The sequence below is a fragment of the Opitutaceae bacterium TAV5 genome (genome assembly GCA_000242935.3).
GTDB lineage: Bacteria > Verrucomicrobiota > Verrucomicrobiia > Opitutales > Opitutaceae > Geminisphaera.
In genome coordinates this window covers 248143-274230 of sequence record CP007053.1, presented here as the reverse complement: position 1 = coordinate 274230, position 26088 = coordinate 248143, and the positions used below count along the sequence as shown (strand labels likewise).

At 58.8% G+C, this 26088-nt stretch carries 16 protein-coding genes; 8 read left to right on the top strand and 8 right to left on the bottom strand.

Features of this window, described 5'->3' with window-relative positions:
* Positions 1–187 precede the first annotated feature (187 nt).
* The 4 genes from OPIT5_01650 to OPIT5_01635 all read right to left on the bottom strand — a co-directional run bounded on the left by OPIT5_01650 (position 188) and on the right by OPIT5_01635 (position 4851).
* A complete protein-coding gene (locus tag OPIT5_01650; GenBank protein AHF89152.1) occupies positions 188–1462 on the bottom strand; it encodes a hypothetical protein in 1275 nt (424 codons plus the stop codon).
* A gap of 421 nt (positions 1463–1883) precedes the next feature.
* Positions 1884–2918, bottom strand: a complete 1035-nt coding sequence (locus OPIT5_01645; GenBank protein AHF89151.1) for a phosphotransacetylase — start codon at positions 2916–2918, stop codon at positions 1884–1886.
* Positions 2919–4090: 1172 nt separating this feature from the next.
* Positions 4091–4390, bottom strand: coding sequence for a hypothetical protein (locus OPIT5_01640; GenBank protein ID AHF93970.1), 300 nt, complete (start codon positions 4388–4390; stop codon positions 4091–4093).
* Between the two features lie 260 nt (positions 4391–4650).
* Entirely contained in the window at positions 4651–4851 is a 201-nt protein-coding gene (locus OPIT5_01635) for a hypothetical protein (GenBank protein AHF93969.1), read from the bottom strand.
* Positions 4852–5234: 383 nt separating this feature from the next.
* On the opposite strand from OPIT5_01635, the gene OPIT5_01630 reads away from it, so the two are divergent.
* Positions 5235–6359: a transposase IS116 gene (locus OPIT5_01630; protein AHF89150.1), complete on the top strand. Its 1125-nt coding sequence runs from the start codon at positions 5235–5237 to the stop codon at positions 6357–6359.
* 975 nt (positions 6360–7334) lie between these two features.
* On the opposite strand, the gene OPIT5_01625 is transcribed toward OPIT5_01630, so the two are convergent.
* From OPIT5_01625 to OPIT5_01615, 3 genes are all read right to left on the bottom strand, one after another.
* Positions 7335–7595, bottom strand: a complete 261-nt coding sequence (locus tag OPIT5_01625; GenBank protein ID AHF93968.1) for a hypothetical protein — start codon at positions 7593–7595, stop codon at positions 7335–7337.
* Positions 7596–7714: 119 nt separating this feature from the next.
* Complete coding sequence (locus OPIT5_01620) at positions 7715–7999, bottom strand: hypothetical protein (GenBank protein ID AHF93967.1); 285 nt, start codon at positions 7997–7999, stop codon at positions 7715–7717.
* A gap of 1082 nt (positions 8000–9081) precedes the next feature.
* Entirely contained in the window at positions 9082–10431 is a 1350-nt protein-coding gene (locus OPIT5_01615) for a DNA recombination protein RmuC (GenBank protein AHF89149.1), read from the bottom strand.
* A gap of 400 nt (positions 10432–10831) precedes the next feature.
* Between OPIT5_01615 and OPIT5_01610 the strand changes: the two genes are divergently transcribed.
* The 7 genes from OPIT5_01610 to OPIT5_01580 all read left to right on the top strand — a co-directional run bounded on the left by OPIT5_01610 (position 10832) and on the right by OPIT5_01580 (position 22812).
* Positions 10832–12181: a hypothetical protein gene (locus tag OPIT5_01610; GenBank protein ID AHF89148.1), complete on the top strand. Its 1350-nt coding sequence runs from the start codon at positions 10832–10834 to the stop codon at positions 12179–12181.
* A 62-nt stretch (positions 12182–12243) separates the two neighbouring features.
* On the top strand, positions 12244–12534 hold the full coding sequence (locus OPIT5_01605) for a hypothetical protein (protein AHF89147.1): 291 nt from the start codon (positions 12244–12246) through the stop codon (positions 12532–12534).
* 2098 nt (positions 12535–14632) lie between these two features.
* A complete protein-coding gene (locus OPIT5_01600; GenBank protein AHF93966.1) occupies positions 14633–20821 on the top strand; it encodes a hypothetical protein in 6189 nt (2062 codons plus the stop codon).
* Complete coding sequence (locus OPIT5_01595; protein ID AHF89146.1) at positions 20818–21096, top strand: hypothetical protein; 279 nt, start codon at positions 20818–20820, stop codon at positions 21094–21096. The genes OPIT5_01600 and OPIT5_01595 overlap by 4 nt, the downstream gene beginning before the upstream one ends.
* Positions 21097–21101: 5 nt before the next feature.
* Positions 21102–21416: a hypothetical protein gene (locus tag OPIT5_01590; protein ID AHF89145.1), complete on the top strand. Its 315-nt coding sequence runs from the start codon at positions 21102–21104 to the stop codon at positions 21414–21416.
* Positions 21417–21832: 416 nt separating this feature from the next.
* Positions 21833–22279, top strand: coding sequence for a hypothetical protein (locus OPIT5_01585; protein ID AHF93965.1), 447 nt, complete (start codon positions 21833–21835; stop codon positions 22277–22279).
* Positions 22249–22812: a hypothetical protein gene (locus OPIT5_01580; GenBank protein AHF93964.1), complete on the top strand. Its 564-nt coding sequence runs from the start codon at positions 22249–22251 to the stop codon at positions 22810–22812. The genes OPIT5_01585 and OPIT5_01580 overlap by 31 nt, the downstream gene beginning before the upstream one ends.
* A 2069-nt stretch (positions 22813–24881) precedes the next feature.
* Here OPIT5_01580 and OPIT5_01575 read toward each other — a convergent pair.
* Positions 24882–25997 (bottom strand): 12-oxophytodienoate reductase, encoded by a 1116-nt coding sequence (locus OPIT5_01575; protein ID AHF89144.1) that lies wholly within the window; start codon positions 25995–25997, stop codon positions 24882–24884.
* Positions 25998–26088: the final 91 nt, after the last annotated feature.

Genomic DNA, 26088 nt, shown 5'->3' with positions numbered 1-26088 from the left:
TTCCGGTTTTATTCCCGTATCCCGAATGTTTTTTGATTTTACACAAAGATCGCGAAGGCCGTGAAGTTCCTGGAAAGCGATTCTTTGCGCCCTTTGCGATCTTTGTGTAAAAGTTCGGAAAGCTCCGGGGTATCGGTACAGGCTGAAACAGCCTGCGCCATACCCTGTTCCTTTATGCGCTCCTTGCCTACACGCTCGCCAGGAGCCGTTGCAGATCCACGTGGTCGGTGATGAGGCTCTTGATGATCGGGATCTTGTCCGTGTCCTGCGGCTGCGTTTTCACGTGCATGTTGTTGATGCGCGCGGTCACGCGGTAGGCGTCGTCCTTGGCGGCAATGACCGGGATGTCGGTCTGCGCGAGAAGCTCGGCCATTTTGGGGTGAGGCTTGATGTCGTTGGTGACGACGAGGCCGGCGATCGTGCTGCCGCCGGCGAGGCTGGCGCAGGAAAGGGCGGCGAGGATGATGTCGTCACGGTCGCCGGGCGTGATGATGAGCGTGCCGGGTTGCAGGTGATCGACGATGCCCTTGGCCGCCATCGCGCCGATGACCACGCGCAGCACGCGCTGCCGCGCGCCGCCGCGCCGGCCGTTGAGCCAGCGTCCCTCGATCTCCTCGGAGATCTGCGAAAGATTGGGCGCGGAGAGCACCTTCTGGATCGGGATGATGCCGAGCAGCGGGATGCCGAGGCGTTCGAGGCCGCGGCCGGCATAGTCGCGGATGATGTCGATCTTGTCCGGCTCCACCTTGTTGATGATGGCGCCGACGACCTCGACACCGCTTTTGTCGAACAGCGCCTTGTTGAGCGCGGCTTCGTCCACCGGGCGGCCGATGCCGCCGGGGACGACCAGCACGACCTTGGCGCCGAGAAGCTGGGCCACGCGGGCGTTGGAAAGATCGAACACGCTGCCGACGCCGGCGTGGCCGGAGCCCTCGATGATCGTGAAATCCTTTTCCCAGGACACGCGGTCGAAGGCGCGGCAGATCTTGTCCTCGAGCGCGGGGAGCAGCGTTTCGGGCTCGGTGATGAAGCGGCGCGTGAAGGTGCCGTCGATGGCGACGGGACTCATGCTCTCGATGGGGACGTGGACCTGGTAAATGGTGTCGAGGAGCACGGAGTCCTCGTCGATTTTCTGGCCCTGCACGTCGACGAAGCGCTGACCGACCGGCTTGATGAAGCCGACCCGCGGGTAGATCGCCTGGAGCGCCGCGTAGAGGCCGAGGCAGACGGTGGTCTTGCCGTCGTTCATGCGGGTGGCCGCGATGAAGATGCGCTTGGTCGTGTCGTTGGTCGGTTTCGAGAGGAGCGGCAGCGCGGGCAGCTCGAAGGGGTTTTGCGTGATGCCGTTGGAAGGGAGCGAGGTGGGATCGGTGTCCGGCGCGGGAATGTCGTGAGCGTGGACGTCGGGCGAGATGGTCAGCGTGTCATCTGGGCTGGCGGGACTGGCGTCGGAGTCTGGCATGGGCGGTTGGCTGAGTGGCTGGAGAATGTGATGGTGAGCGGGCGAACATTAACACTCAACACCTGACACTGGACATTTAATAACGGCGGCCGGCTTCGGCGGCCTGTGAGGAAGGCGGACCGGCATCGGGTTCATGTGTTGAGGGTCAGGTGTTGAATGTTAAGGGAAGTTCTGAAAATTCATTTTTGAACAGAAGGAAACAATGGTAACGAAGGTAAAACAAAGAAGACTCTTAACAAGAACTCGTTGATTTTAATAAAATTAAAAAATAATGGGCGGTGAGCATCCTTGGTTGTTCTTCGTTCTCTTCGTTGCCTTCTGTTCAATTTTTAGATTCCCCCCCTTAAGTGCCGGTCCGGATCGATCCGGGCTGGCGGAGGGAGGACGCCGCAGTCGGCCAGCATTCACCGGCAGGCGGGGGTCACGCATTTCCTCCGTAGAGCAGCCGGCGGTCAATGGCCTGGCAGCCGACGATGGCGGCGGTGCCGAAGATATCGTGCGAGCTGGAACCGCGGCTGATCTCGGCGGCGGGTTTGGTGAGGCCGGTGAGGATCTGCCCGAAGGTGTTGGCGCCGGCAAGGAGCTGCACGAGCTTGAAGGCGATGTTGCCGGAGTTGAGGTCCGGGAACACGAGGACGTTGGCATGGCCGGCGACGGAGCTCTGGACGTTCTTGGCGGCGGCGACGGTGGCGTCGAGCGCGGCGTCGACCTGGAGTTCGCCGTCGATTTCGAGCGGCATCATGGAGTTGCGGGCCTTGAGGCGGGCGAGTTCCGTGGCCTGGCGCACCTTGATCAGCGAGGGTTGGCTGGAGCTGCTTTTCGAGGAGTAGCTGAGCATGGCCACGCGCGGGGTCTCGTTGGTGAGGTGGGCGGCGATGATGGCGGTGGAAACGGCGATGTCGGCAAGTTGCCCGGCGGTGGGATCGGGGATGACGCCGCAATCGGCGAGAAAGAGCGAACCGTCGCTGCCGACTTTTTTCTCGTCGAAGTCGAGCACCATGAGCGAGGAGGCGTGTTCGACATTGGGCAGGCGAGGGATGATCTGGAAGATGGGGCGCAGGGCGCTGGAGGCGGAGGCGGTGCCGCCGGAGACGAGGGCGTCTCCCTGGCCGGTGACGACCATCATGGTGCCGAAGTAACCGGTATTCTTGAGCGCCTGGCGGGCTTCGGTGAGTTTGACGCCCTTGATGCGGCGGAGTTGCTCGAGCTGGTTGGCAAATGTGTCAAAATCCTCGCTGCGCTCGGGTTCGATGATGCGCATGCCCTGGAGATTGATGTCGAGCTTGGCGGCGGCATCCTTGATGGCGGTGCGGTCGCCGAGGAGAATGGGCACGCCCATGCGGCGGGTGACCCACTGGCGCGCGGCCTGGAGGATGCGGGGATCGGCGCCTTCGGTAAAAACGATGCGTTTGGGGTGGCGCTGGAGCTTTTCGGTGAGTTTGGCGATGAGAGGCATTTGCGGAAGGAGGGGACGTGTGGCAGTAGGTATGAGCGACAATGGTGAACGGTTATGCCACCGCGGTGCAAGCCGGGGGTTGTCGAATCTTTCCAAGGCAAGCCGGGGGGGTCTCGCAGCGGGCACCGGATGCCGTTCCGGAGATCGTACGGCCTGGCTGCTGCCGGCCAGTTGGCCCGAACCATTTTGTCAGCCACGTTTCGTGGCCGGCAACGAATCCGGAGCTAGAGCATTTTTTTAAAAATTGTAAGCGTACAGGATCCTGAAAACAGAACCACGGATATCACGGATAAAAAATCGGATTACACAGATAATACATTGATATATGGCATCTTGATTATTTATTAATCATCCGTGAAATCCAAAATCATCCGTGAAATCCGTGGTTAAAAACGGCTACGGCTTTATTTGAACCGCTTTAATAGCTTCATCTCTGCCTGATGTCCAGGCTCACCCACGGGTAGCCGTGGGGTGCAGCGCCTTGTTCGGCTCTTTATGCTTTGTCTTTGATTCTTTTTTTCTCTTTCCTGAAACACTTCTTTCGCGGCAAATGTGGCATTCAGAGCTGCGGGAAAGCCTGCGTAAACCGCCATCTGAATAAAAATCTAAACCACTTCCTGGCGGGTGCATCCTGCATTAGCCGTTGCCTTCACTGCCTTGTTCGACCAATGGCCCCTCATTCTTGGCAATTTGATCTGCCGACACAAACCAGGGAGCATGCTCCGCCCAATAAATATTCGCCTGAGGCCTCATACCTGGATCCGAATCCAATAACCCGCTCGGCACAACCCAGAACTGCCGATTGCGGCTCAACTTAGGCAGAGGTGAACCGCAATTCCTGCAAAAGCAACGCGGGAATCCGGGGTTCTCTTTCGTATCCACAAAGAGTTCGATGAGGTCTTCGCCCTGTGTCCATCTGACAGAATCTCCGGGAAACGCCATGTTCGCGGCATGAACGGACCCACTCGATTTTTGACATGAACGGCAGTGGCAATAGAGAAACTTGAACGGAGTTCCGGTAACCTCGAAGGCTACCTTGCCGCATAAACAAGATCCCGTGATTGGCTTCATAGTATTTTGCCGAACGCCAAAGGTGAGCCGCGGCCGTAGCTGGCGCGCAGCCTGCGTAAGCAGGATGCGTGACAGATGCGGACGTTGTCTCCAGCGCCTTGTTAGGCCCGTTCTTCATTCTTGATTTCTATATCTAGCGAATACTTGCATGCCAGTTTCTTGATGGCTTGGACCACGTTTCCTTTGTCCTTCGGTGCTACGCCATGAATCGAAAACCGGTCTATCGACCTATCAATCTCCGCCAAATCCACTTCACATACACTTCGTATGGCACGGAAGAGGTCTTCTCCGAAGTTGTGGAATTCGTGAATCGATGAGATGGAGTGTGCAATAACGGTGATGCTTCGGGCCATAGGCTCTAGCGCTTTGTCAGGCTCATTTTGCCTCTTGAATATTTCCAAGTAACTTGATTCTCATCTTCTTCGTTCCGAGATTCTGGTTTTTCTCCAGGAAGTAAATGTCGCCAGTTTTCTGATCCAATATGTAAGCACCGGAATCAGTGCCTGATGTCGCAGATATCGTCCATCTCGAACTATCCGAATCTCCTGCATTGCTTGCACCAAGTGCAAACAAAATAGCTCCTGCACATATAGATGCAGCCAAGACCGCTTTGGTATTTATGGTTATGTTCATGATGTTATTTTTTGCCTGACGTCCAAGATCAGCCACCTACCGGAGTTGGCTGCATCGCCTTGTTAGGCTTCTTTTCTATGCTTTCGAGTAGTGCTTTGGGGATATCATTCCTTTCGGTCTTCAGGTCGAAGATTCGCTTGGATGTGATAAACTGACTTGGTTCAGGTGGGGCCGCTTCGATAGTGACGGCCAATACCGAATCCCCGCCGCGATATACCCACAGGGTCATTTCATTTTCGATAAGGAAGGCCCATGTGGAATGCTTGGCTAAATCCACTTCGAATGAGGTAGTTCTTCCATCTGCATGCTTGTAGGAAAACTCAGCCTTCGGTGATTGGCCGTCGGAAATGGAAAGTGAGGTTGTCTTACCCTCAGACATAAACAATCCGGGCAATCGTATAACGCCTTCACCGGCTAGCGCGCATGATGAAAGGACTAGTAGTGCGACGATGATTAGTGTTTTCATGATTTTTGCCTAGACATTATAGCTGAGGGCAAGAGCGATCTGTAAAAGGGAGCGCTTGTCCCCTAAGCGTGGGTTGCCCCGGGAAGCGGGGCCTATCCACAAGGCTGAGAGTATAACCCAAACAACCTGAAAACGAGGACAAGCGCATGAGAAAGACAGAGCACTATGTTGGACTGGATGTCCACAAAGATACAGTGATGGTGGCGGTGGCCGATGGCGGCCGCGAGGGCGAGGTTCGCCTTTACGGGCAGATCAGCAATGATTTGCACGCCATAGAGAAGGCGTTAAGGAAGATCGGATCGGACGGCGGGGCATTGCACGTGGCCTACGAGGCGGGGCCGACCGGCTACGTGATTTATCGCCGGTTGATGCAATTACAGATTGAGTGCGTGGTGGTGGCTGCATCGAAGACGCCGGTGGACAAGGCGGCACGGCGCAAGACGGACCGCCGGGATGCACAGATGCTGGCGCGGTTGCACCGGGCCGGGGAGTTGACCGCCGTGCACGTGCCGGACGCGGCGGACGAAGCCATGCGCGATTTGACCCGGGCCAGGGCGGACGCGGTGCACGACCTGACGCGGGCCCGGCAGCGCCTCAAGTCGTTTTTGTTGCGTCATGGTTATCGTTACTCGGGCAAGGCGAACTGGAGTGAGGCGCACCGTCGGTATCTGCGAGAGCTGGTGTTGCCGTTGCCGGGGCTCAAGGCGGTGCTCGAGGAATACCTTTTGGCCATCAGTCAGTGCGAGGACCGGGTGAACCGGCTGGAGCAATTGCTGGAATTGCAGGCGCCCTTGTGGCGCTTGTATCCGGCGGTCGAGGCTCTGATGACGCTGCGTGGCGTTCAATTGGTCGCCGCAGCCGTGCTGGTCGCAGAGTTGGGCGATATACGCAGGTTTACTCATCCGCGTGACCTGATGGCGTTTCTTGGGCTAGTGCCCAAGGAGGAAAGCTCGGGGCAAACCCGCAAACTCGGTTCGATCACCAAGGCCGGCAACGCCCATGCGCGCTGGATACTGGTCGAAATGGTCCAGCACGCCTGGTTACCGCCCAAGGTCTCCGCGCACTTGTCCAAACGGCAGGAAGGCCAGCCCGTGCACAGAAAAGAATTGGCTTGGAAGGTCCAGTTGCGGCTGCACAGCCGCGCATGGCACCTGAGCCGGCGCGGCGTGATGAAGCCCAAAATCACCGTGGCCCTCGCTCGCGAAATGGCCGGCTTTGTCTGGGCCATGCTCAAAACCGTCGACTGGGATCATATGACTCGCTGCGCATAAGCCAACCACGTCTGCGAAGAGGGGGAGGATGTTCTTTCAAAGGCCGAATGGCGGCACAAGTCAGGGACCGGGCGGCCGGCCCATGCATGTTGACGTTAGGGGCAGCGGTATCGGAGCCTATCCGTCCGCCACGCACGAGCCTAGGGCATGCGGGCAAGACGCACCAATGAACTGTCGGTAACCAACCCGCGTAGATCAGCACGATCACGGTTTACAGCCAGGATCACGCCAACCAACCCACGCACGCGTTTATCCTATAATCGACCGGTCCCTGTCCTGTGCCTCCATCGGCAAAATAGTTTATATAAACAGATACCTGATAAATCATTGGGCTGCCACTGCTTTTTCCCTCTTGCAGAATCGCAGCTAGATCAACGTTAGAGATGAGCCATGCGAGAGGGAGAGTAACAAAAATCAAAGATGTTTTACGACTACCTGCGTAGCAACAATCGCATTGGCTCCAGCGCTTGGTTAGGCTCTTTTTTCATTCTGATTCTCCATCTAGCTCACGAAGCCTTTTCCGCAATCGAGCTTTCTCCTCTTCAACTGACATTGGCGGCGATCCTTCAATTATACGATCATTAGTGAGATACACTCCACTAAACATCGAGGTTTTTACATGCGCACGATGCAAATTACCATGCTGATCTCTATAAATGATCGCATAAATACGTGAATCTTCTTCGCCAAACCAACCGGGACCAAATGGATCCCAACTTTTATCTACGAGTTCGCATCCCATCTCGCGGATATATTTTTCAACTCGATCTCCATCGAAGGAACCTGCGATTAAGCGCAGAATTATAACGATTACGATGACTACTAGGAGAACTGCGAGGGGTTCCATGATTTTTGCCTAACGCCCAAGATGAGCCATGCGAGATGGGACGTGACGAATACCAAAGATGCTTTTCGAATACTTGCGTAGCCCCAATCGCATTGGCTCTAGCGCCTTGTTAGGTCCTTTCTTCATTTCTATTCACGGTAGATATACATGCCGACTATGTTTAGTAATCCGACCGCTAGCATAATGAGTAGAAATATTTTCTCCCTCTTAAGGGACCTCGCTCTCGCTTCTTCACTTTCAGTGACTGCGAGATCGCAGAAGAAAGCTAGGCCGAGAATTGTGAATAAAGGTGTGATTCCACCGGCTACGGCCCAGTAAACGGCCTCGCGATGTTTTCTTTGGGCGAACCAATAGGTCAAAAGCGCGAATAGGATGTTTATGATGATCATGCTCTGTATTTTTGCCTAACGTCCAAGATCAGCCACGGAGGTAGATGGCGCGACTCGTGCGACAGCACGAGGCGTGACAGCTACCGGAGTTGGCTGCATCGCCTTGTTCGGCTCCTTCTTCATTTTTGATCCGAGTTGTGGCTATGATACCAGCTGTGTATCACGCAAGCGACACCAGAAATCAATAAGATCACCAAGACGGCTGTCGGCCAGCGAAACTCAAGCGTATGGGCTGATGCTGTAGTGATATGCACAACCGTATCATCATCATCTCGGACTTCGGTATGCGAGATGATCTGCGGGGGCTCTCTTTGGGCATAGAGTAGACCTTTCCTCTGTAGGATAGCGCCTAGAATGACGGTAAGGATGATGAGAGATATTCCTGTGGCTTTGATCATCGCCATGTCTTTTTTGCCGAACGTCGAAGATGAGCTATGCGAGATGGAGAGTAACAAACACCAAAGATACTTTGCGAATACTTGCGTAGCTCCAATCGCATTGGCTCTAGCGCCTTGTTAGGCGGTTTTCTTCTTTTTTTCTTATCGAGCGAATTAGTAAAATCGAAGCCGTGATTGACAGGATAATGAAATTTTCTGTCCAGAGCACGCCATGATTTATGCTGCATGTCTTCCAGCTTCGCGAACTTCTATCTGGGCTTACTTTTATATCATATCTGTCGAGATGGAAGAGAAGAAATCCTCGACCGCAATTGCTACCAGTTTCGAAGGCTATCCGTGGCGGGAAAAGAGAGTTTAGTGTAATAAGAATCAGTGCTACCAGAAGAGCCGGTTTAGTGTGTTTCATTTGTTTGATTTGCCTAACGTTGTTTAGCTGTAAAAAAGTTGGTTTTTGCGGGGCTTAGGCCGGCAAATCCGGAAAAAAGTGGATTTTTTGTTTTGATGGGTTTTGCTGAATTAATTATGAGATTTTTAGATTTTATTTCAAGGTACGAGGAGTCGGGGACGTGATTTCTGCTCGCGGTGAAGTGGGAGGCTTCCAACGTCGGAGTACTGAGGCCGGGTTTTTATAGGGAGAGCATTGCAGAATAGGTCCGACGGCATGTTCGGAGGGGAGCGGGTGGACCGGGGTTGTTGATGGTGAGCGACGGGAAGGGGTGAATGGATCACCGTGCGATGCTGCCGGTGTCGTTGCGAGAGTCGTTGATACGCACTTCGGAATGCAGTGGATGATCGGGCAGGCCACTCATCGCCGGAACGGGTGATGGCAGGAACGTGTGCGAGCTTCGCCCCGTCACGTCCCCGGAGCGGGGCGGTGGCGTCGGGAGGTAAATGGTGGTTGGAGGGGCAGGCTCACGGGGTCGAATCGGCATGATTGCCGGTGGCAGATTCCGGAGATGCGAGTGTGCGGCACACCTTGGCGGGAGAGAACCGGCGGGGCAAGCCTGTGTCGGGTGCCATGATGCAAAAAGGCCTGAGCGGGAGGGGATGCGGTCGGGGCATCATCTGTTGGCTGACGCGATGACGGATCATTCCTGTTTCCGGGCGATTTCGCGGGGGGCGGTGTCGACCGGGGCGAGTTCGCGCAACTCCTTCGCGCCCTTGGCGCCGAGTTCGGGGAAGCGACGGGCGCCGGGGAGGACGCTCGATTCCAGCGAGCCGACGGCGGAATTGTAGGCTTTGGTGGCGGATTCCAGACCCTTGCCGATCCGTTCGAGGTGGTCGGCGAAGGTGCAGAGCCGGTCGTGAAGCTGGCGGCCGAGGGCGCTGATCTCGTCGGCATTGCGCGACACGGCTTCCTGCCGCCAGCCGTAGGCCGCCGCCTTGAGCAGGGCGATGAGCGTGGCGGGGGTGGCGAGGAGGACTTTTTTGTTGATGGCCCGCTCGATGAGGCCGGGGTCGGCCTGGAGGGCGCCGGAGAGGAACTGGTCGCCGGGAAGGAAAAGCACGACAAATTCGGGCGAGGGCTGGAACTGTTCCCAGTAGGCCCTGGCCCCGAGCGCGTCGATGTGGCCGCGGACTCTGGCGGCGTGTTCGGCGAGTTTGGCAGCGCGGAGGGTCTCGTCGGTGGAAGAGGCGGCGTCGCGGTAAGCTTCGTTGGGGGCCTTGGCATCGACGACGATCTGCTGGCCGCCGGGAAGGCGCACCACCATGTCGGGACGCAGGCGCGCGGCGTCGCCGGTCGTAACGCTCTCCTGTGTAGTGAAATCGCAATACGAGGTCATGCCCGCGAGTTCGACGACGCGGCGCAGTTGCATCTCGCCCCAGGTGCCGGCGGCGGTGGTGGAGCGGAGCGCGGTGGAGAGGCGGGAGGTCTCGGACTGGAGTTGCTGCTGGGCAGTGCCGAGGGATTTCAGTTGTTCGGCGAGCGCGCCGTGGGAGGCGGCGCGGTTTTTTTCGATTTCGCCGATCTTGGCATCGACCTGCTTGAGCGATTCCTGGAGCGGCTTGACGAGGGCGTCGATGGCCTGCTGGCGTTTTTCGAGATCGCCGGAGGATTGCTGCTGGAGACGCCCGAAGGTCTCGCGGGCGAGTTCGAGGAAGGCGGTGTTGTTGCTTTTGAGGGCGTCGCCGGAGAGGGCCTTGAATTCGGCGGCGAGGCGCTCATGGGCCTCGGTGAGGCTTTTGAGACGCGCTTCGGAGGCGGCGCGCTCGCCGGCGAGATCGGAGGCGAGCGTGTGGCGTTCGGCGGCGATCTGGCGGAGTTCCTGGCTGCGGGTGTCGAGCTCGGCGGCGAGACGGGCGGCGTCGGCTTCGCGGGCGGCGAGACGCTCGTGAAGGGCGAGGTGGCGGCCGCGAAGAAACAGGTACATGGCGCCCGCGCCGGCGAAGGCTCCGAGCAGCAGGGTGATGATCGGCAGAAGAAAGGGAGGATTCATCGGGCGGAAGGCGAGGACGGGAGACGCATGCGGGCGGGTGGCAAAATGCGATGATTCCGGCCCCGGGGCCGGACGTTCAACCTTTAACGTTTCGATCTCCGGGTGATTTTGCCGGGTGAAATGCAGAAATGAAATGGCTGCGGCGGTCGGATGAATGGCCGCGAAAGAGCGCAAAAATCCTCACGCGCATGAAGTGTTGCGTGGCGCTTACAAGCGCCATGGAGGGTTCCATGGACAGAACGATTTTTGCGTTCTTTTGCGGCGACTTCTCCAGCCCTGATTCAGGGTTATATACGGATGTTACGTGGAGCGTCGTGGCGCGGGCGTCTCGCCCGCGCCCTCCCGAGGAGGGAGAAGAGGGAAGCGATCAGGTTGCCGGTTGACGCGGCAACCCGAATAAATGAGCAATCGCAAATCCGCCTTCACGGTCAAACCGTTCAGGAATCGTAATGGAGCCCTTTCATGGCGCGTCAGCGGCTGGCTGCACGGCTTGCGCATCCGCAAAAACTTCAGGGACAAGCAAGCTGCCTTCGTCGAGCGCGGCGCGCTCGACCTGAAACTGATGCAGACGCAGGCCAGCCTGCATCCGGTCATCACCGGCCTGACCGAGGAACAAGTCCGCCAAGCCGAAGTGCTCTTCCATCGTTTTGAGGACAAGCCCCACTCGCTGGCGTTTTATGCCGACTACGGGCTGACCCACTACAAGGAGCCTCGCGCACACATCCTGCTTTCCGATGCCGTCAAGATCTACCTTGAGGCCCGCCGCGCCGAGCAGAAAAAGAACCTCATCTGCCAGCGGCAACTCGACGCCATCGAAGGCGAAATGAAAACCCTGCTGGAACATTTCCCGGCAAAACAGCTTCAGGAACTGACCCGCCCGGAACTGGAAACCTACCTGAACCGTGGAAACGCGGCGCTCAAGACATTCAACAACCGCCGCGCCCTCGTGCATACCCTCTTCGAATACGCCTGCCACCGTGGGGAATGGATGAAAGCCGAAGACAACCCGATGGAAAAAATCCAGCCGCACCGCATCGAACATTGCCGTGGGTCAGCGCCAACGATCACCGCGCAGAAGGCGGCTGAACTGATGGCATATGTCGAGGGGATCGACGGCGGGGCGCTGGTGCCCTACTACGCGCTGTGCCTGTTCGCCGGCATCCGCCCGAGCGTGCCCGACGGCGAGATTGCCCGCCTGCCTGCTTCCGACGTGCGGCTTGATACCGGCACGATCATCATTGAACCCCACGTGTCCAAGGTGAACATGCGCCGCCCGGTCACCATCCAGCCCAATCTGGCCGCATGGCTGAAAGCCTACCCATTAGAAAAGTTTCCGGTCATCGCGGAGACCCTGAAAGGCCAGCGGGCGAAGATCGCGAAAAAATTCGGTATCGGGCACGACGTGATGAGGCACACGTTCATATCGATGCACGTCGGGAAATTCCGTTCGATAGGCGACGCGGCCCTGCAAGCGGGCAACTCGGAAAGGATCATCCGCCGCCATTATCTGGACGTGAAAAGCCCGCAGGAAGCCGAGGCGTTTTTCGGCATCCTGCCCAAACACTGCCCCGTCCCGCAGGAACAACCCGCGCAGGCCGACGCCGCCGGCAAAGGCAACGACAACCCCGCCACTCCTCCCGTCGTCACGCCTGCCTCTGTCGCCGCCATTGCCGCGCCCGCCCCGGCCAACATGAAGGCCATTCCACAGCCACCGCGACCCGATGACACCGCCTTGCCCGCCGCCGCCTGAACGGCGGACAGTCCGCCGCCGGGCAAGCGCGGCCAACAGGTTGACACGCGGAAGGTGATGACATGCCCATGAACACACCTCCCTGCATTACGGCGGCGGCACCTGCCGTTTCCTGCATCACGCAGCACCACGCCTCGACACCGGCGACGGCCAGCAGCGCCCTGACCGACATCCATGGGTTGCGCACCTGCGGCATCTTTCCCGCAGGGTGCGAGCCTTCCATCCGCACCTTGCGCGAATGGACAAAACTTCGCCGTATCCCTCATTACAAGGTCGGCCACTTCGTCTGGTTCGAGCCGCACGAAGTCATGACCCATATCCGCACCAGACTGAAGGTTCCCGCCCGCTCCTGAGACGCCACCCCGGCTCCCGTTTCCCTGTTTTTCACGCCGGGCGCACCTGCGTCTTCCCCACCGGCCATCCGGTTCACGCCACCCTCCGGCCACCGCGCCACCTGGCGATATTCGCCACACCGTGATGATATTGACGCGCCCGCCGAACCGGCCTGCCGGCAAATCAGCCGACCGCCGGACGTGCCGCCACCCGGCAAAGACGACACGTGGCGTGTCGTTTTTTATCACACCGTTCTTCAGTTTCTTTTTCACTACGGAAAAGGACAAACAACCGGAATGTGAATGCACCGGATGGAACCGGGATGAAAAACGGCCCTGTCCCGAAGATATCATTATGAGCTTGCCGCTCCGGATAGCGGTTCGCCGAAGCAATTTGCGACCCGTACTCCACCATAGCACGTGGCATCTGCCACAACAGCGCATTCCATGTAACACAGGAGAACCGGGATGAAATTTTATCGGGAAGCGGACTTCCGCCCAGGCTTTTCCTGCAAAATCCTTTGCGTATCCAGCGATGCACGATGAATGGACAGGAAACGGTTTCCAGCCAAGCGACGTCACCGTAGTCGCCATTTCGTGACAAGGCGCGCAGGCCAGCCAGCCAGTTGGACTGCGAAAGACCGCCTGCCAGGCCCATCTCAGTCACACTTCAACCAATTTTAACATAAACGTAACATAGTGGACTGGTAGATCAGGGCCACAAAATGGGTCTTATATTATAAGGACACAACTCATGCTCAATCCTTCCTCCCGGGTCACAGACACAGCAATCCCCTCAACGGGAACGTGGCATATACGCGTACCGCTTCCTGCCATTCAATGGAGATATCGTCTTCTTCTGGGTCTCGGTATAGCCGCTCTCGGGCTTGGCCCGGCCCGGGCGGCATCCGCCGGGAATGCGGACAGCTACGCGCTGAACGGATGGACCAATCTGAATGTAAGCTCGACTGACCCATATAGTGCCAGCCTGACCATCAATCCGGTGATCACTGCGGCACACCCTGCGGAGCAGACTGTCAACAAGGGTGGGTCAGCGACGTTTGGCGTTTCTGTCTCAGGCACGGAACCGCTTTTGTATCAATGGTTCTTGAATGATTCCGTTATCCCCGGAGCTGCCGGCGAAACACTGACACTGAATAATGTTACAGTCTCCCATGCGGGAATTTACAGGGTCGTGGTGACAGACGCCCTCGGCAACACAACGACGGAGAGCTTTATCCTTGCGGTCAACGCAGGCGTTCCTGCCCTGCCTCCGTGGGCTTTGGCCTTGGGCACTGTTTTGCTCTTCGGAACGTTGGCACTGGCGATTCGGAAACAGATTTTACGCGGTCAGGGCATCGGTGCCATTACCCATTCGGTCTTTGTCATCACTTCAATCATCGGAATCTCCAGCTTGGCAGCCCCCGAGGCTGGCGCCCAGCAGATGGACGACCCAGCTTATTACCGTTTATCTTTCAGGACATCGGGAGAAATCATTGGACTGCAAACGGGTTCCCTCATACCCCCTGCAACCCGGCCCTTCGGGTCAATTTCAGCCAGACTGGTCTCGCATTCCGGCTCGCAGGTCCCGGATGAAATGGGAGAGAATAAAAGTAGCAACGCCATGGGAAATTATGTGCAGGGCGGAGATAACAGACTCAATGGTGAATCGACCGATATTTATCTTTTGCCAAATAAAATCTACTATCTGCAATCAAGTGGCACAAACAATACTACTTATAAATTGGATTTCACCGGGATTCCCCCCGGGACTTCACTGTATGTTGATGGCAAGCCACAGGGTGGCGCGATAGTCGGCTATGCCAGAGTGGCCATATTATTAAAATCCGACACCAACAAGACATTGCGCGCTGGACAGGCATCTTCAATATCTATCGACAGGCCTATCTGGTCTATCGGCCTTGGAAATTTGAGAAACGGTCTTTCGGCAGGCGAAGTGGGATTTCGGGCCGCTGACTTCAGTCGTCCTGGATTTTTTTATGGAAAATCGCTGTACTATGATCCTGTAAATCCGCTAGAGATTTCGATTATAAAACGGCTTGAAAACGGTGTGTATGTGGATGCGAGTTCCCCGGAACCAGGCTTTCTGTATCAGGTTTTGTCCCCTGAAGTTCTGCTGGACATTAATAGTCTGTCTGCCACCCAGTACACGATTGATGTCTACCGGTCTGCGCAAGCCGGTCCCCGCGAGATCGTCGGATATGGGGGTATACCAAGACAGCCCCGTTACGGACGCTATACCGTCACCGGAAACTCCGTCGCCACCTACACGATTTCGCAGATCAATGACGGCAACGGCGTCAGCATTACCTGGCAACACGATGGCACCACTTGGGAAACGCGCCTTGTAAAAAACGGCAATGTATGGACCCATACCGACTGGCATGTTCAGGGTGCGACTCCCAACCGGTACACCACGACAACGTATAACGGAACAACCAGTGCAACGGTCGTGAAGACCGGACCGAATGCGATCGGAACCGGTCAGGAGTCGCCGCTTTCCTGGGCCAAAACGTTTGCAACCTTCCCCTGGGGCAACGAACTGGTCAGAAGACAGACAGGTTCCCTGTTCACGAGTTACGACTACTATACAGCAACCGACAGCAACGGCGGCTTTCAGGGGCAGCTCAAGTCACGAATCAACGAGGACGGTTCCTGGGCCTTGTACAAGTACAACGCCTCGGGTCTTGTCCAGACCGTGCTCAGGCCGTGGCTGGACGGCCCGGCCAACCCATCCGCCGCGACTGCTTCCAACAGTGTTTCCGAAAACTATACCTATAACGGGACCGACTCCACCTATCTGGAGTCCCACATCACCAGTGCGCCCGGCGGCGTTCAGCTGAGCAAGACCACATGGAGCTATAACTTTTCATCAGGCACCCTGACCGATTCGACCGGTACGGCACACACCCTGCTGACAACGACGCGCAAGGATTTTTACAGCGCCAGTTCGCTCACCACGGTCTCGAAATTCTTCAAAAAAGACGACCCCGATTCCTACCTGCGCAACCAGACTGTTTCGGTCGCCTACCCGAGTGGCCGCCAGGATTCGTTTGCCTATTATATCGGCATATGGAATCCGTCCAGCCGGACCTTTGCTGCATCGGCGGATCCGGCAACCGCCGGCGCTGACCGGCTGATCGTCACCTTTCACGGCCAGACCGCGGCCGGAAGCGGCAGCAGCACCGGCACCTCTGTTTCCTCATGGAGCTATGGCGGTGTCACCGCCAACATCATTTCCCTGTACCTGGTCCCCAACCTGTCGACCTTCACCGAAACGGTCGTCGACACCACCGGACGCGTCGTCTTTACCGCGGAAAATGTGTTTACCGCAGCCAATACCCTCAACCGGATCGCCGGTACCCTGAAACGGTTTGATGCCCTTGGCCGCGTCACCGAAGAGGTGGACATTGCCCGTACCAACGGAGCGAACGAATTCAGGACGAGCTACAGCTATCAGGCCGGGCTGCTTGCCACCGTGACCGGTCCGGAGGGTATCCCCGCGAGAATGACGTATGACCCGCTGCTGCGCCTGGTCTCGAAAACCGTCGGGGCAGACGGGGACAGTTCATACCCGGCCCGTGTTACGCAGTATCGCTATGATGGTGCAGACCGGCTGGCCAGAGAGGGGACAGGAACCTCGCCCGCAGCCTGGACGGTCCGGAGCTACGATTCATCCGGACGCATCAGCAGGATCGAGGAACCCGGTCCGGGAGTTACCCTTGTCACCAGCTACGCTTACCCCGATCTGCGGACGACCACGGTCACCCTGCCGGGCCTGGCTACGAGGACGACCGCCACCTACCTCGACGGCCGGCCGAAATCGGTTACCGGCACCGCGCAGGCACCGGTGTATTACGAATATGCGGCCAACGGAACCGGATTGCTGACACGTACCGGGCATCGTCCGCCGACCGGGAGCATTTCCGGCCAGACACTGGGATGGACCGAGGAGCAGAAAGACTATCTGGGGCGCACCGTTCTGCAAAGCAGGCCCGCATGGAACTGGACCGGCAGCAATGCAAACATTGTCGACGTCAGCTCCACCTACGACGCCGCGGGCAATCTGGCAAAAACACGCACAATCTACCGGGCCGACGGCACGCCATTGCTGCCCGACCACCTCTACACCCACGACGTCGCCGGACGCCTCGTCCAGGACGGCCTCGACGTGAACAACAGCGGAACCCTTGAGGCCGTTTCCACCGACCGTCTCAACGCCTACCGCCAGACGTTTGTCAAGGATGGCAGCGGATGGACTCGGGAAGAGGTCACCACCACGGCTCCCGAGGCCTCTGCCGGGCTGACCGTGACGGCTACAAAAACCGTCACCCGCCTGACCGGATTCACTTACAACGCCGGTGTGTGGGGAACCGCCGACGTCACCAGCTATGATGCCAGCGGACGCAGCACGCGCACACAGGAATCCGTGCAGCCGGCCGCCCGGACTCGCACTGGCACACTACAGACGGGCGGGGTCGCGACCGTGGGCCGGACGGTCTGGCTGAACGGACTTTTGTCCAGCACGGTTTCAAATTCCGGTGTGAGAGAGGAGTATCGTTACGATTCCCTGGGCCGCCTGAGCACCCACCGGTGGCGGTTCGACGGAACCGCCTACAGGGTCGGCAAGACCTTTGCGTATTTCGGCAGCACGCAGTATCAGCAGTCCGTCAACGATCAGGGAAGCACCACCACCTTCGCCTATGCCTGGGGAACCGATGGCAGTCGCACGATCACGACAACCGACGCACTTTCCCGCACCACCCGCTCCATGCTCAATGCCATGGGCCTGCCCTGGCGCACGTGGGGCAGCGCCACCTTCCCCTCCGAAATCACCTACGACGCCCTCGGCCGCCGCCAGTCCCTGACCACCTGGCGCGGCGGTGACTTCACCGGCTCCACCTGGTCGGCAGCACCCGGCTCCGGCGACACCACCACCTGGACGCTCGATCCGGCAACGGGCCTCGTCAATACGAAGACTTTCGCTAATGCGAACCGCGTTGATTTCACTTATGCTCCGCTTGGCCAGACTGCCACCCGCCAGGGGGCTCGTACCTTGCCAGGCAGCTCCACCCGCATCCAGACCACTTATTCCTATTATGACGGCTCGGCCGCCGCAGGCGGCCCCGGTTTCCGGACGCAGGAGTTGCGCCGGACCGACTACAACGACGGCACACCGGCGGTTGCCTATACCTACAAACGCTCCGGAGCACTCGCCAGCGTGCAGGATTTTACCGGAACCCGGACGTTCGGGTACCGCAGCGCTGACGCCAGACCCGACTACGAGCAACTCGACCCGTTTTACAACGCACGCAGGATCACCGCAGGATACGAAACCGGAGCGAGCGTCGGCCGGCCCAATCTGCTGCAGGTCGGCACCGCCGGCAGTCCGGCTGCCGATTACCGCACCGCGTTCGGTTATACGGATACACGGATTACCTCGATCAGCGGCACCTCCGCCGGCAATCCCGTCCGGAACTTTTCGATCGGCTATGTTCCCTACAGCGACCGCGTACAGCAGGTTTCGGAAAGCACCGCCGCCTACAGCTACCGGAGGACCTGGGAGCCGACGCGTGATCTGGTGCAGACAATCACCAGCCAGGCGGGCGGCCCGATACTGGCGCAGTTCGACTACCAGTACAACGCCGCGCTCCAGGCCACTTCGGTCGCGAATACCGGAACGATTTTCAGTCTGTATGGCAGCGGCACGGGTGTTGTCACCCGTTTCGGATACGACAGCCGGTCGCAGCTGACTTCGGAACAGAGCTACCTCGGCACCAACCCGGCCGATACCGGCAATCCCCTCGCGGGTCGTGCCCTGAACCCGGTCGCCTACGACAACCAGGGAAATCGCACGAGTCTTGCCCTGAACGGCCACACCGCCGGTTATATGCCGAACAACCTCAACCAGTATTCGGCCCGTACAAATCCCGGTGTCGTTACCGTCTCCGGTGCAGCCGATGCCGGAGACCCCGTCGAGGTCAACGGAGAGCCCGTCGAGGCTTCCGGCCGGCAGGGCGGATATTTCCGCAAGGATGTCATGATCGACAACAGTGCCGGTCCCAACCTGACTCCGGTCCGCGTTACATCCGGAGATAACCCCGACCAGGCGCGCGCGTCGCTCCGGCCCAATTACCTTTCTGCCGCCAACGAGTCCTTCGTGTACGATGCGGACGGCAACCTGGTCTCCGACGACCGCTGGAACTACAGCTACGATGCGGAAAACCGGCTCGCAGAAATGACCACGCGGCCGGCAGCCTTGGCCGCCGGAGCCAGAAACCAGAGACTGACGTTCCGCTACGACTACCTTGATCGCCGGGTAAAAAAGACGGTCGAACACAACGAGGCAAACGGCTTCCTCGGGCAGTATTTTGCCGGCCCCGGTTTCCGGTCCGTCCATCACCTCCGGACCGATCCGCAACTGTGGTTCACCGGGCCGGACGCCGGCTTTCCGGGGGCAGGCCAGGCTCCGGATGATTTTTCGGTCTGCTGGAGCGGATACATCGTGCCTCCGGCCACCGGCAACTACCAGTTTCGCTTCACAGTCAATGACCGCTTCCGGCTCTGGATCAATGGCCAGCTGGTGCAACAGTCATGGCATGACCAGGACACCGCCAGCTATGTGACCGTGCCGCTCCCCCTGACCGCAGGCGACCACGTCTTTGTGCAGGCCGAGTATTACCAGCACGACGGTGCCGCCGCGGCCGGTCTGGAATGGAATGTGCCCGGCCAGGGCTGGCAGGTCATCCCGCAGGCTCGGGTATTTTCGCCTCCCCTGGCCGCCTCCGGCGTCTGGCGAACGGTATCCGAAACGGCATTCCTCTACAGCGGGAACAATCTGGTCGCGGAAATTCAGGGAGGGACGGTCATCCGCAGCTACACTTGGGGGTTGGACCTGTCCGGCACGATGCAGGGAGCCGGCGGCACCGGCGGACTGCTCATGATCAGCGAGGGCGGGGAAAGTTATTTTCCGGTCTGTGACCGGATGGGGAACATCCATGGCCTGGCTCGCGGCAGCGACGGCAATCTGGCTGCCATCTACGAATACAATGCCTTCGGCGAAATCCTCCGGCAATACGGAGACTACGCCGCAGCCAATCCCCTGGGATGGAATACCAAATACACCGACCGGGAAACCGGCATGGTTTATTTCGGCCGGCGGTTTTACCGGCCCGATCTGGGCCGGTTCATCAACCGTGATCCGATCCAGGAAGCCGGCGGGCTGAACCTCCATGCGATGGCCGGCAACGATCCGGTCAACCGCTTCGATGTCCTCGGGCTGGATGCTCCGCCGATTGTCCTGCCGCCCATTAACATAACTGTTCCTCCGCTCCCTCCGATTCCTATCCCTGTCCTTCCTGTACCTCCTCCGCCACCCCCGCCCTATCAACCCTCGCTACCACCTCCACTGATACCGCAAGTCCCGCCGACTGGCCGCCCCCCCTCTTCCGGAGGAGGGACACAGTCACCGGGCGGAACCGGTTCCGGCACATCGGGAGGCTCGGGGTATTTCTGGGAAACCGTCATCCCCTCCGAAGGCGACTTTTACAGCGCCTGGGATCTCGAATTCAGGCTCGCCTTGGCCAACACCAGTCTTTCCGGCTCCATCTTGGCCGGGGAGATCATGGTCTACTCATACGACAACATGGACCCGGCAGGCTTCGGGAATGGGTCGGCTGTGCAGGCCTCATCGTCAGGTTGGGGGTCGGCGGTGTGGAATTATGTCAAACAGGATTTTCGCAACAGCATGCAATGGGCGACGCTGGCACTCGGAACATTCTTCGAGGGAATAAACCAGTGGCGTGACCTAACCGTAGAGGTTGCCCACACAACAGGGTTCATGGATCCGCAGATGGCCGGCGCCATGTTTGACGGCGGACTCCTGTTGGCCCCAAGCCTGCTGGCAACCAAACCAGCTTCTGTGGTTGCAGCCGCAGAGACGGCAGCGCCCAAGGCTTACTCGGTAGCATATCGAACTCGCCTCGCCCCCGAATCGTATCCTGGTGCGTCGCGTGCTGCACACTTCCAAGAGGCCAACGGCAATTTGCTAAGAGCGATGGAGGGAGACGCGAGCTTCGCGAAATCGATAAGGGATCTCGGGATTAATCTTGAGCGCACGCCGACCGGTCTGGTGCCGCGTCAATCTCCGGCAAACTGGACGTGGCACCATGCCGAAAGCTTGGGCGAGTTGCAGCTTGTCCCGCGTGTCCAGCATACTCCAGGAAGTGCGTTCTGGGACATCTTGCATCCAGGTGGTCAGGGCGGTTACTCGATTTGGGGAAAATGACGCTTTTCGAAATCATCAATAAGCTGGGCGAGTTTGACCGTGAACATACGATCTACGCGGTTGAGCCATGGTCGCCATCATCGGCGGCCGTGGTTGAACCCGAACCGCAAAGCGGTGGTGTGCCGGCGGACGCTGAGAAGCGCGGCATGTCCTACTTCTTGGAGGTTTTTATCGCGCAGGACTTCTTAGAGGACTGGCAGGGTAATTTGCCGAAGAAGCCTTCAGCAACTGAACGCTGCCAGCGCGTGATTGATTACGCGATCAACGACGCTTAACCGCCATGGTCACGAGCAACCGCTATGACGGAAAGCCGATGCTGCGTTTGCTCGAATGCTATGTGCTTTGGGCCATCGGTAAACTGGAGTCCAAGGAGGAATACACCTTGGCGCAAATGGAGCCGAAGCTTCGGCAGGTGCTGAATCAGGAAGGCGATTGGCGTGAGATCATCGCACGCGCGATGAGCTTGCCGTCCAACATGCCGGAGCTGATCCGGGCGAATTGGGCTGAGAATCTCGAAATCGCCAAGCAGCACTCGGCAACACTCACACCGCAGCAGTTTGCCGAGATGTTTGTTGATGATAATCTCGCGCGGTAAGTTGGCCTGAGGCCGATCCAGAGGAGGCCGATCCAGAGGGTCAGGCCGTTGTTTGTTGATTCTAGAGTAGTTTGATTTGTCAGGTGAAAATATCAATTATCTTATCATCAATCTATTACGTTTCCTGCGAGGATGTGACGAGGCGAAGTTCACGTGGCATTTCCGGACCGATTCTCCTTCTGAAAATCAACAAAACAACGGCCCGCCATTAACGTTTGTAACAACATCAAGGGCATCGAGATAACCGAAACCTCATGAATCATCGCCGGACCAAAGACCATCCGCGAGCTTCCGTCGCAGGGCCTTCCCCTGACCGATCCGGATCGGTCCACAAGGAAGTAACCGGCTTTGCTCTTCGTTTTCTGGTCCTGTCGGTTGTTTTTTACGGAATCGTCACCACTTCCCTCTTTCAGGGAATGCTCTCTTCCTACCTGGAGGCAAATGCCAAGTGGGCGGCTTCGGTCCTGCGAATCCTGGGGCAGGAAAGCGATGTCATCGACAACAGGGTCATCGCACCCGGTTTTACCCTGACCATCCTTGCCGAATGCACGGCGAGCGGGCTTTTCAGTTTTCTTGTCGCCGGGATACTCGCATTCCCCACCCCGGCGGTCCGTAAGATGGCGGGGATTGCCCTGTGCATGGTGACCATCGCCTTCCTCAACCTTGTACGCATCCTTACCCTGTTTTTGGCGGGTGTATGGCAGCCGCGTCTTTTCGACCTCCTGCACGAGGATATCTGGCCGGTTGTCTTCATCATCACGACATTCGCACTGGCACTGACATGGGTCCGGTGGATTTCTGCCGACCGGCTGCCCTCCAGCGAAAAAAGACCATGTGGAAAAACTTCCTCCGCTTTGTTCTGATTTTCGCGCTCCTCGCCTTGCCTTGGCCGGGGGTGAAGGCGTTTTCATCCGCGTACTTCTGCATCCTCGGACGCATCGTTTTCGGCCAAACCGGCGGACCACGAGAGGTCCAGTTCGCGGACCGGAACCCGGGAAACCCCGGAGAAGTCCGGGCAACCATCATCAACTGGCGTCTGATGGGAGCCGGCGGTTCCGGTCCGGTGCGCAATGTCGATCTGCCGCCGTTTGGCCTGCTCTGGAGGCCGATGGCCTTGCTGGCGGCCCTCGTGCTCGCCACACCGGCCACGTGGCGACGGCGGACCCTGGCGCTCCTGCTCGGGACCACGGTCATTCATGTCTGGTGCTTCCTGACGCTGGGTTTCATCCTGTGGAGCGAGTCCCGGCATGTCGCACTGGCAAGCCTGGACGCTTCGGGCGCGGAGATCGCCGATTGGGCTCAGCGCGTGATGGTATTCCAGCTCAGCCTCGCCGTTCCGGCTGTAGCATGGCTCATGATTTTTCGGCCATTCAAGGGCCAGCCCTCCGTAACCTGAAGCATTTCGAATCCGAAGGAAGCCGTCTTGAAAACCGGACTGGCGGCTTCCTGTGCTTCCTTCCTCCCACGAACGGCCAACTTGGCAGCGCTATTACTCTGTATCCCGTCTACGGATGCAACCGTCGTCCACCCCTGCGACCCAATCCACTGCCACCTGGCTACCCGAAACCCGCACCTGCCCACTATCCACACACACCAAGACACGCCCCCATGACTCATCATGCCGCCAGCACCCGCACCTGCGAACACTCACCTACCACAAAACCCTTCACCATTCCATGATTCACCTGTGACCTCACATCCCCAATATCACCCACCGACAGCGCAACCTTGCGCACCCAAAAACGGAACGTATCCACGTTCCATGAACAGCAGGACGCCCTTCCCCTTACGCCACGGCGTAATGATTTTCCCGGTCTTCCGGCCTCATCATCCCGGCATCTGCTGGACCGTAATGAGGGAAAAACTACACCAAGTTTGCCCTCATTGTTTCTGACCGTAAAATTTGAAAGCGCAGCCGCGCCAAAAAAATCCCGATACACGGAAAATAAGACACCGGTCACACCGGACCGCCCTCAATTCCGGCGCGTCCCGGGACCGTAATGGGGGAATCACGACACCCCGGATTGACCGGTTTTTCGACAGGCAAATCCCCCCCCCACACACCACCGCCAAACGCCTGACAAAACAGAGACGACAACAATCCGACACGCACGAAGACACGCCGCGCTTCGCTGCATTCGGCGTGCCATCGTGTTCGGGCGGATTTTTGAGAGACGCGAACACAGACCCGGCACGCTCCTCACTGCGCTCCGCCTCCGGCCTGCGCGAGCCTCCCTCCTTCGTCGGGCGACTCCACTCCGGCCTCCGTCTCCGCTCCGTTGCGGAGGATTCCGGGACTGTGTCCGGCCCTGCCCTCGACAAGCGCATCCGCCGGGTTTTTTGCGTCATCATAACGCCCAATCGGATTATTTCCGTAGTATTGTTTCGGCTACAATTACGTTCATCGAAAAAACGCCGCATTCATCGCCATGCGGCAGTGTCACACGCACTTTTGCGCTTGTGCATTTCCGGCCAAAAATTGGCCACCGGGGAGAAACAACTCCGTTCCCTTTCACGCAGCCGCTTTCACAAAGATTCCATGCCACGCGCCACCCGGACCAGCCGCACCGAACCGCCAAAAAACGAAGATGGCGGATTCCCTGTTCCCGGTTTCTTGAATCAGCGGCGGCCCCTGCGCTTCGCTGGGGGTAGGGGCCGCAACCTGAAAAAGATTTCGCGCCCTTGAGAGGGCACGACCAAGGGCGCTCATTTGCGCCCCTTGGAACCCCGCCTAGGGGTTCCTAATCCAAGAAAGCAAACACCCGGCATCGCCCCGCCGCCGGTCTCCCGCGCTTCTCCACCATCCGGCAGCCCGCTTGCCCCCGCGCCTTCTCTCCCCCGGCATCGTTACGGGTAAAGCACCCGCGCCAGCCCGCACCGCAGGCCCAAATCCGCCCCCCGCCGCCACCGGCAACCGCTCCCGGTCGCAGCCACGATCCCGCATCCCGCGAACGGCAACGCCTTGGCCCCCGCTCGCCCCGATGCACAACGACCCCGCCGCCGTTCGCCCCGATGACTTGCGAACTCCGCTGCCTGACATCGCATCCCGATGAATACTCTTGAAAACATCTCACCCATAAAAAACAGGGCTTGCCACACAGACCGATTTCCCCCAATTCAGGGAGATAATACCAAGTATTCAGTTGATGGATACAGAGAGAAGCGACTGGCAAACCTTGGTCCCCCTCAGCAAGGTTGCCGAAAAGTTGCCTCAAATGATGTTTTCAGCTTCACTTCCCGGCATTTTCCTGCTTCTCTCTGCATGTCTAACTTATTAACCATCAATCAAGTCCGCTAAAACCAACAACTTGATTGCTTACCCGACGCGGGCGTCTCGCCCGCATCTGCTGGAGGCGCCTCTCCGCCTTGTCTCGGGGCGGCGCTCCGCGCCGTCTGCGGGCGAGACGCCCGCGCCACTTTCCCTCCGTCGCGTAACATCAGTTATATATTTAGATCGTGACTACGTCAGCTCAGGGTGAGCAGGTCGTCCTTGCTGAAGGCGCGGAGTTCGGCGGTGCGGCCTTGGTGGATTTTGCGGACCCACTCGGGATCGGCGAGGAGCGGGCGGCCGACGGCCACGAGGTCGAAATCGCCGCGTTCGAAGCGCCGCAGGAGTTCGCCGAGCGAACCCGGGTTGGCGCTGGCGCCTTCTCCCTGCCGCAGCGAAGCAATGAACTCGCCGGAAAGTCCGACCGAGCCGACGGTGATGGTGGGCGCGCCGGTGAGCTTTTTGGCCCAGCCGGCGAAATTGAGATCGGAGCCGGAATCGGGGAATTCGGGTTCGTGGAAACGGCGTTGCGAACAGTGCAGGATATCCACGCCGGCGGCGACGAGCGGAGTGAGCCAGGTTTCCATCTCCTGCGGGGTGGCGGCGAGTTTTGCCGAATAGTCCTGCTGCTTCCATTGCGAAAGGCGCAGGATGATCGCGAAGTCGGGTCCGACCGCGGCGCGGATGGCGCGGACGATTTCGGTGGCGAACCGGCTGCGTTCGCGCAGGGTGGCGCCGCCGTAGCGGTCAGTGCGCCGGTTGGTGACGGACCAGAAAAACTGGTCGATGAGGTAGCCGTGCGCGCCGTGGATCTCGATGGCCTGGAAACCGAGGCGTTTCGCGTCGGCGGCGGCTTGCGCGAACGCCGCTACGGTGTCGGCGATGTCGGCCTCGCTCATGATGGCGCCGGCGCGGTGATCCGGCGGGACGAGGCCGGAGGGGCTTTCCTGGGGCGGGAGTGTTTTGCCGCCGGGCTCGGGAGCGCGAACGGCGCCCATGTGCCAGAGTTGCGGCGCCATGGTGCCGCCGGCGGCGTGGACGCTGTCGATGACGGTTTTCCAGGCGGCGAGGGCTTTCTCGCCGTGGAAATGGGGGACGTTGTCGCTGAGCGAGGCGGCGGTGCGGTTGACGACGGTGCCTTCCGAAAGGATCAGGCCGACATCGGCGGCGGCGCGGCGGGTGTAGTAGCCGGCGACCTCCGGCGAGAGCACGCCGCCGGGGGCGAACGAACGCGTCATGGGTGCCATGACGATGCGGTTCCTGAGCCGGAGGGATTTTGTGCGGAAGGGTTGAAAAAGCGGTTGGACGTTCATGGCCTGCGAAAGGCCGCAACGGTAGACGAAGGATGCGTGAACACAAACCGGAAGGGAGGGGGGGACCGGTTTTCGCCGGTATGTATCCGGG

What these genes read in the sequence shown, in the direction of transcription:
- OPIT5_01590 (AHF89145.1), top strand. Translation starts at nt 21,102, where the DNA reads ATGGTCACGAGCAACCGCTATGACGGAAAGCCGATGCTGCGTTTGCTC.
- OPIT5_01620 (AHF93967.1), bottom strand. Translation starts at nt 7,999, where the DNA reads ATGGCGATGATCAAAGCCACAGGAATATCTCTCATCATCCTTACCGTC.
- OPIT5_01610 (AHF89148.1), top strand. Translation starts at nt 10,832, where the DNA reads ATGAGCAATCGCAAATCCGCCTTCACGGTCAAACCGTTCAGGAATCGT.
- OPIT5_01635 (AHF93969.1), bottom strand. Translation starts at nt 4,851, where the DNA reads ATGACCCTGTGGGTATATCGCGGCGGGGATTCGGTATTGGCCGTCACT.
- OPIT5_01650 (AHF89152.1), bottom strand. Translation starts at nt 1,462, where the DNA reads ATGCCAGACTCCGACGCCAGTCCCGCCAGCCCAGATGACACGCTGACC.
- OPIT5_01625 (AHF93968.1), bottom strand. Translation starts at nt 7,595, where the DNA reads ATGATCATCATAAACATCCTATTCGCGCTTTTGACCTATTGGTTCGCC.
- OPIT5_01575 (AHF89144.1), bottom strand. Translation starts at nt 25,997, where the DNA reads ATGAACGTCCAACCGCTTTTTCAACCCTTCCGCACAAAATCCCTCCGG.
- OPIT5_01605 (AHF89147.1), top strand. Translation starts at nt 12,244, where the DNA reads ATGCCCATGAACACACCTCCCTGCATTACGGCGGCGGCACCTGCCGTT.
- OPIT5_01615 (AHF89149.1), bottom strand. Translation starts at nt 10,431, where the DNA reads ATGAATCCTCCCTTTCTTCTGCCGATCATCACCCTGCTGCTCGGAGCC.
- OPIT5_01580 (AHF93964.1), top strand. Translation starts at nt 22,249, where the DNA reads ATGTGGAAAAACTTCCTCCGCTTTGTTCTGATTTTCGCGCTCCTCGCC.
- OPIT5_01645 (AHF89151.1), bottom strand. Translation starts at nt 2,918, where the DNA reads ATGCCTCTCATCGCCAAACTCACCGAAAAGCTCCAGCGCCACCCCAAA.
- OPIT5_01585 (AHF93965.1), top strand. Translation starts at nt 21,833, where the DNA reads ATGCTCTCTTCCTACCTGGAGGCAAATGCCAAGTGGGCGGCTTCGGTC.
- OPIT5_01595 (AHF89146.1), top strand. Translation starts at nt 20,818, where the DNA reads ATGACGCTTTTCGAAATCATCAATAAGCTGGGCGAGTTTGACCGTGAA.
- OPIT5_01630 (AHF89150.1), top strand. Translation starts at nt 5,235, where the DNA reads ATGAGAAAGACAGAGCACTATGTTGGACTGGATGTCCACAAAGATACA.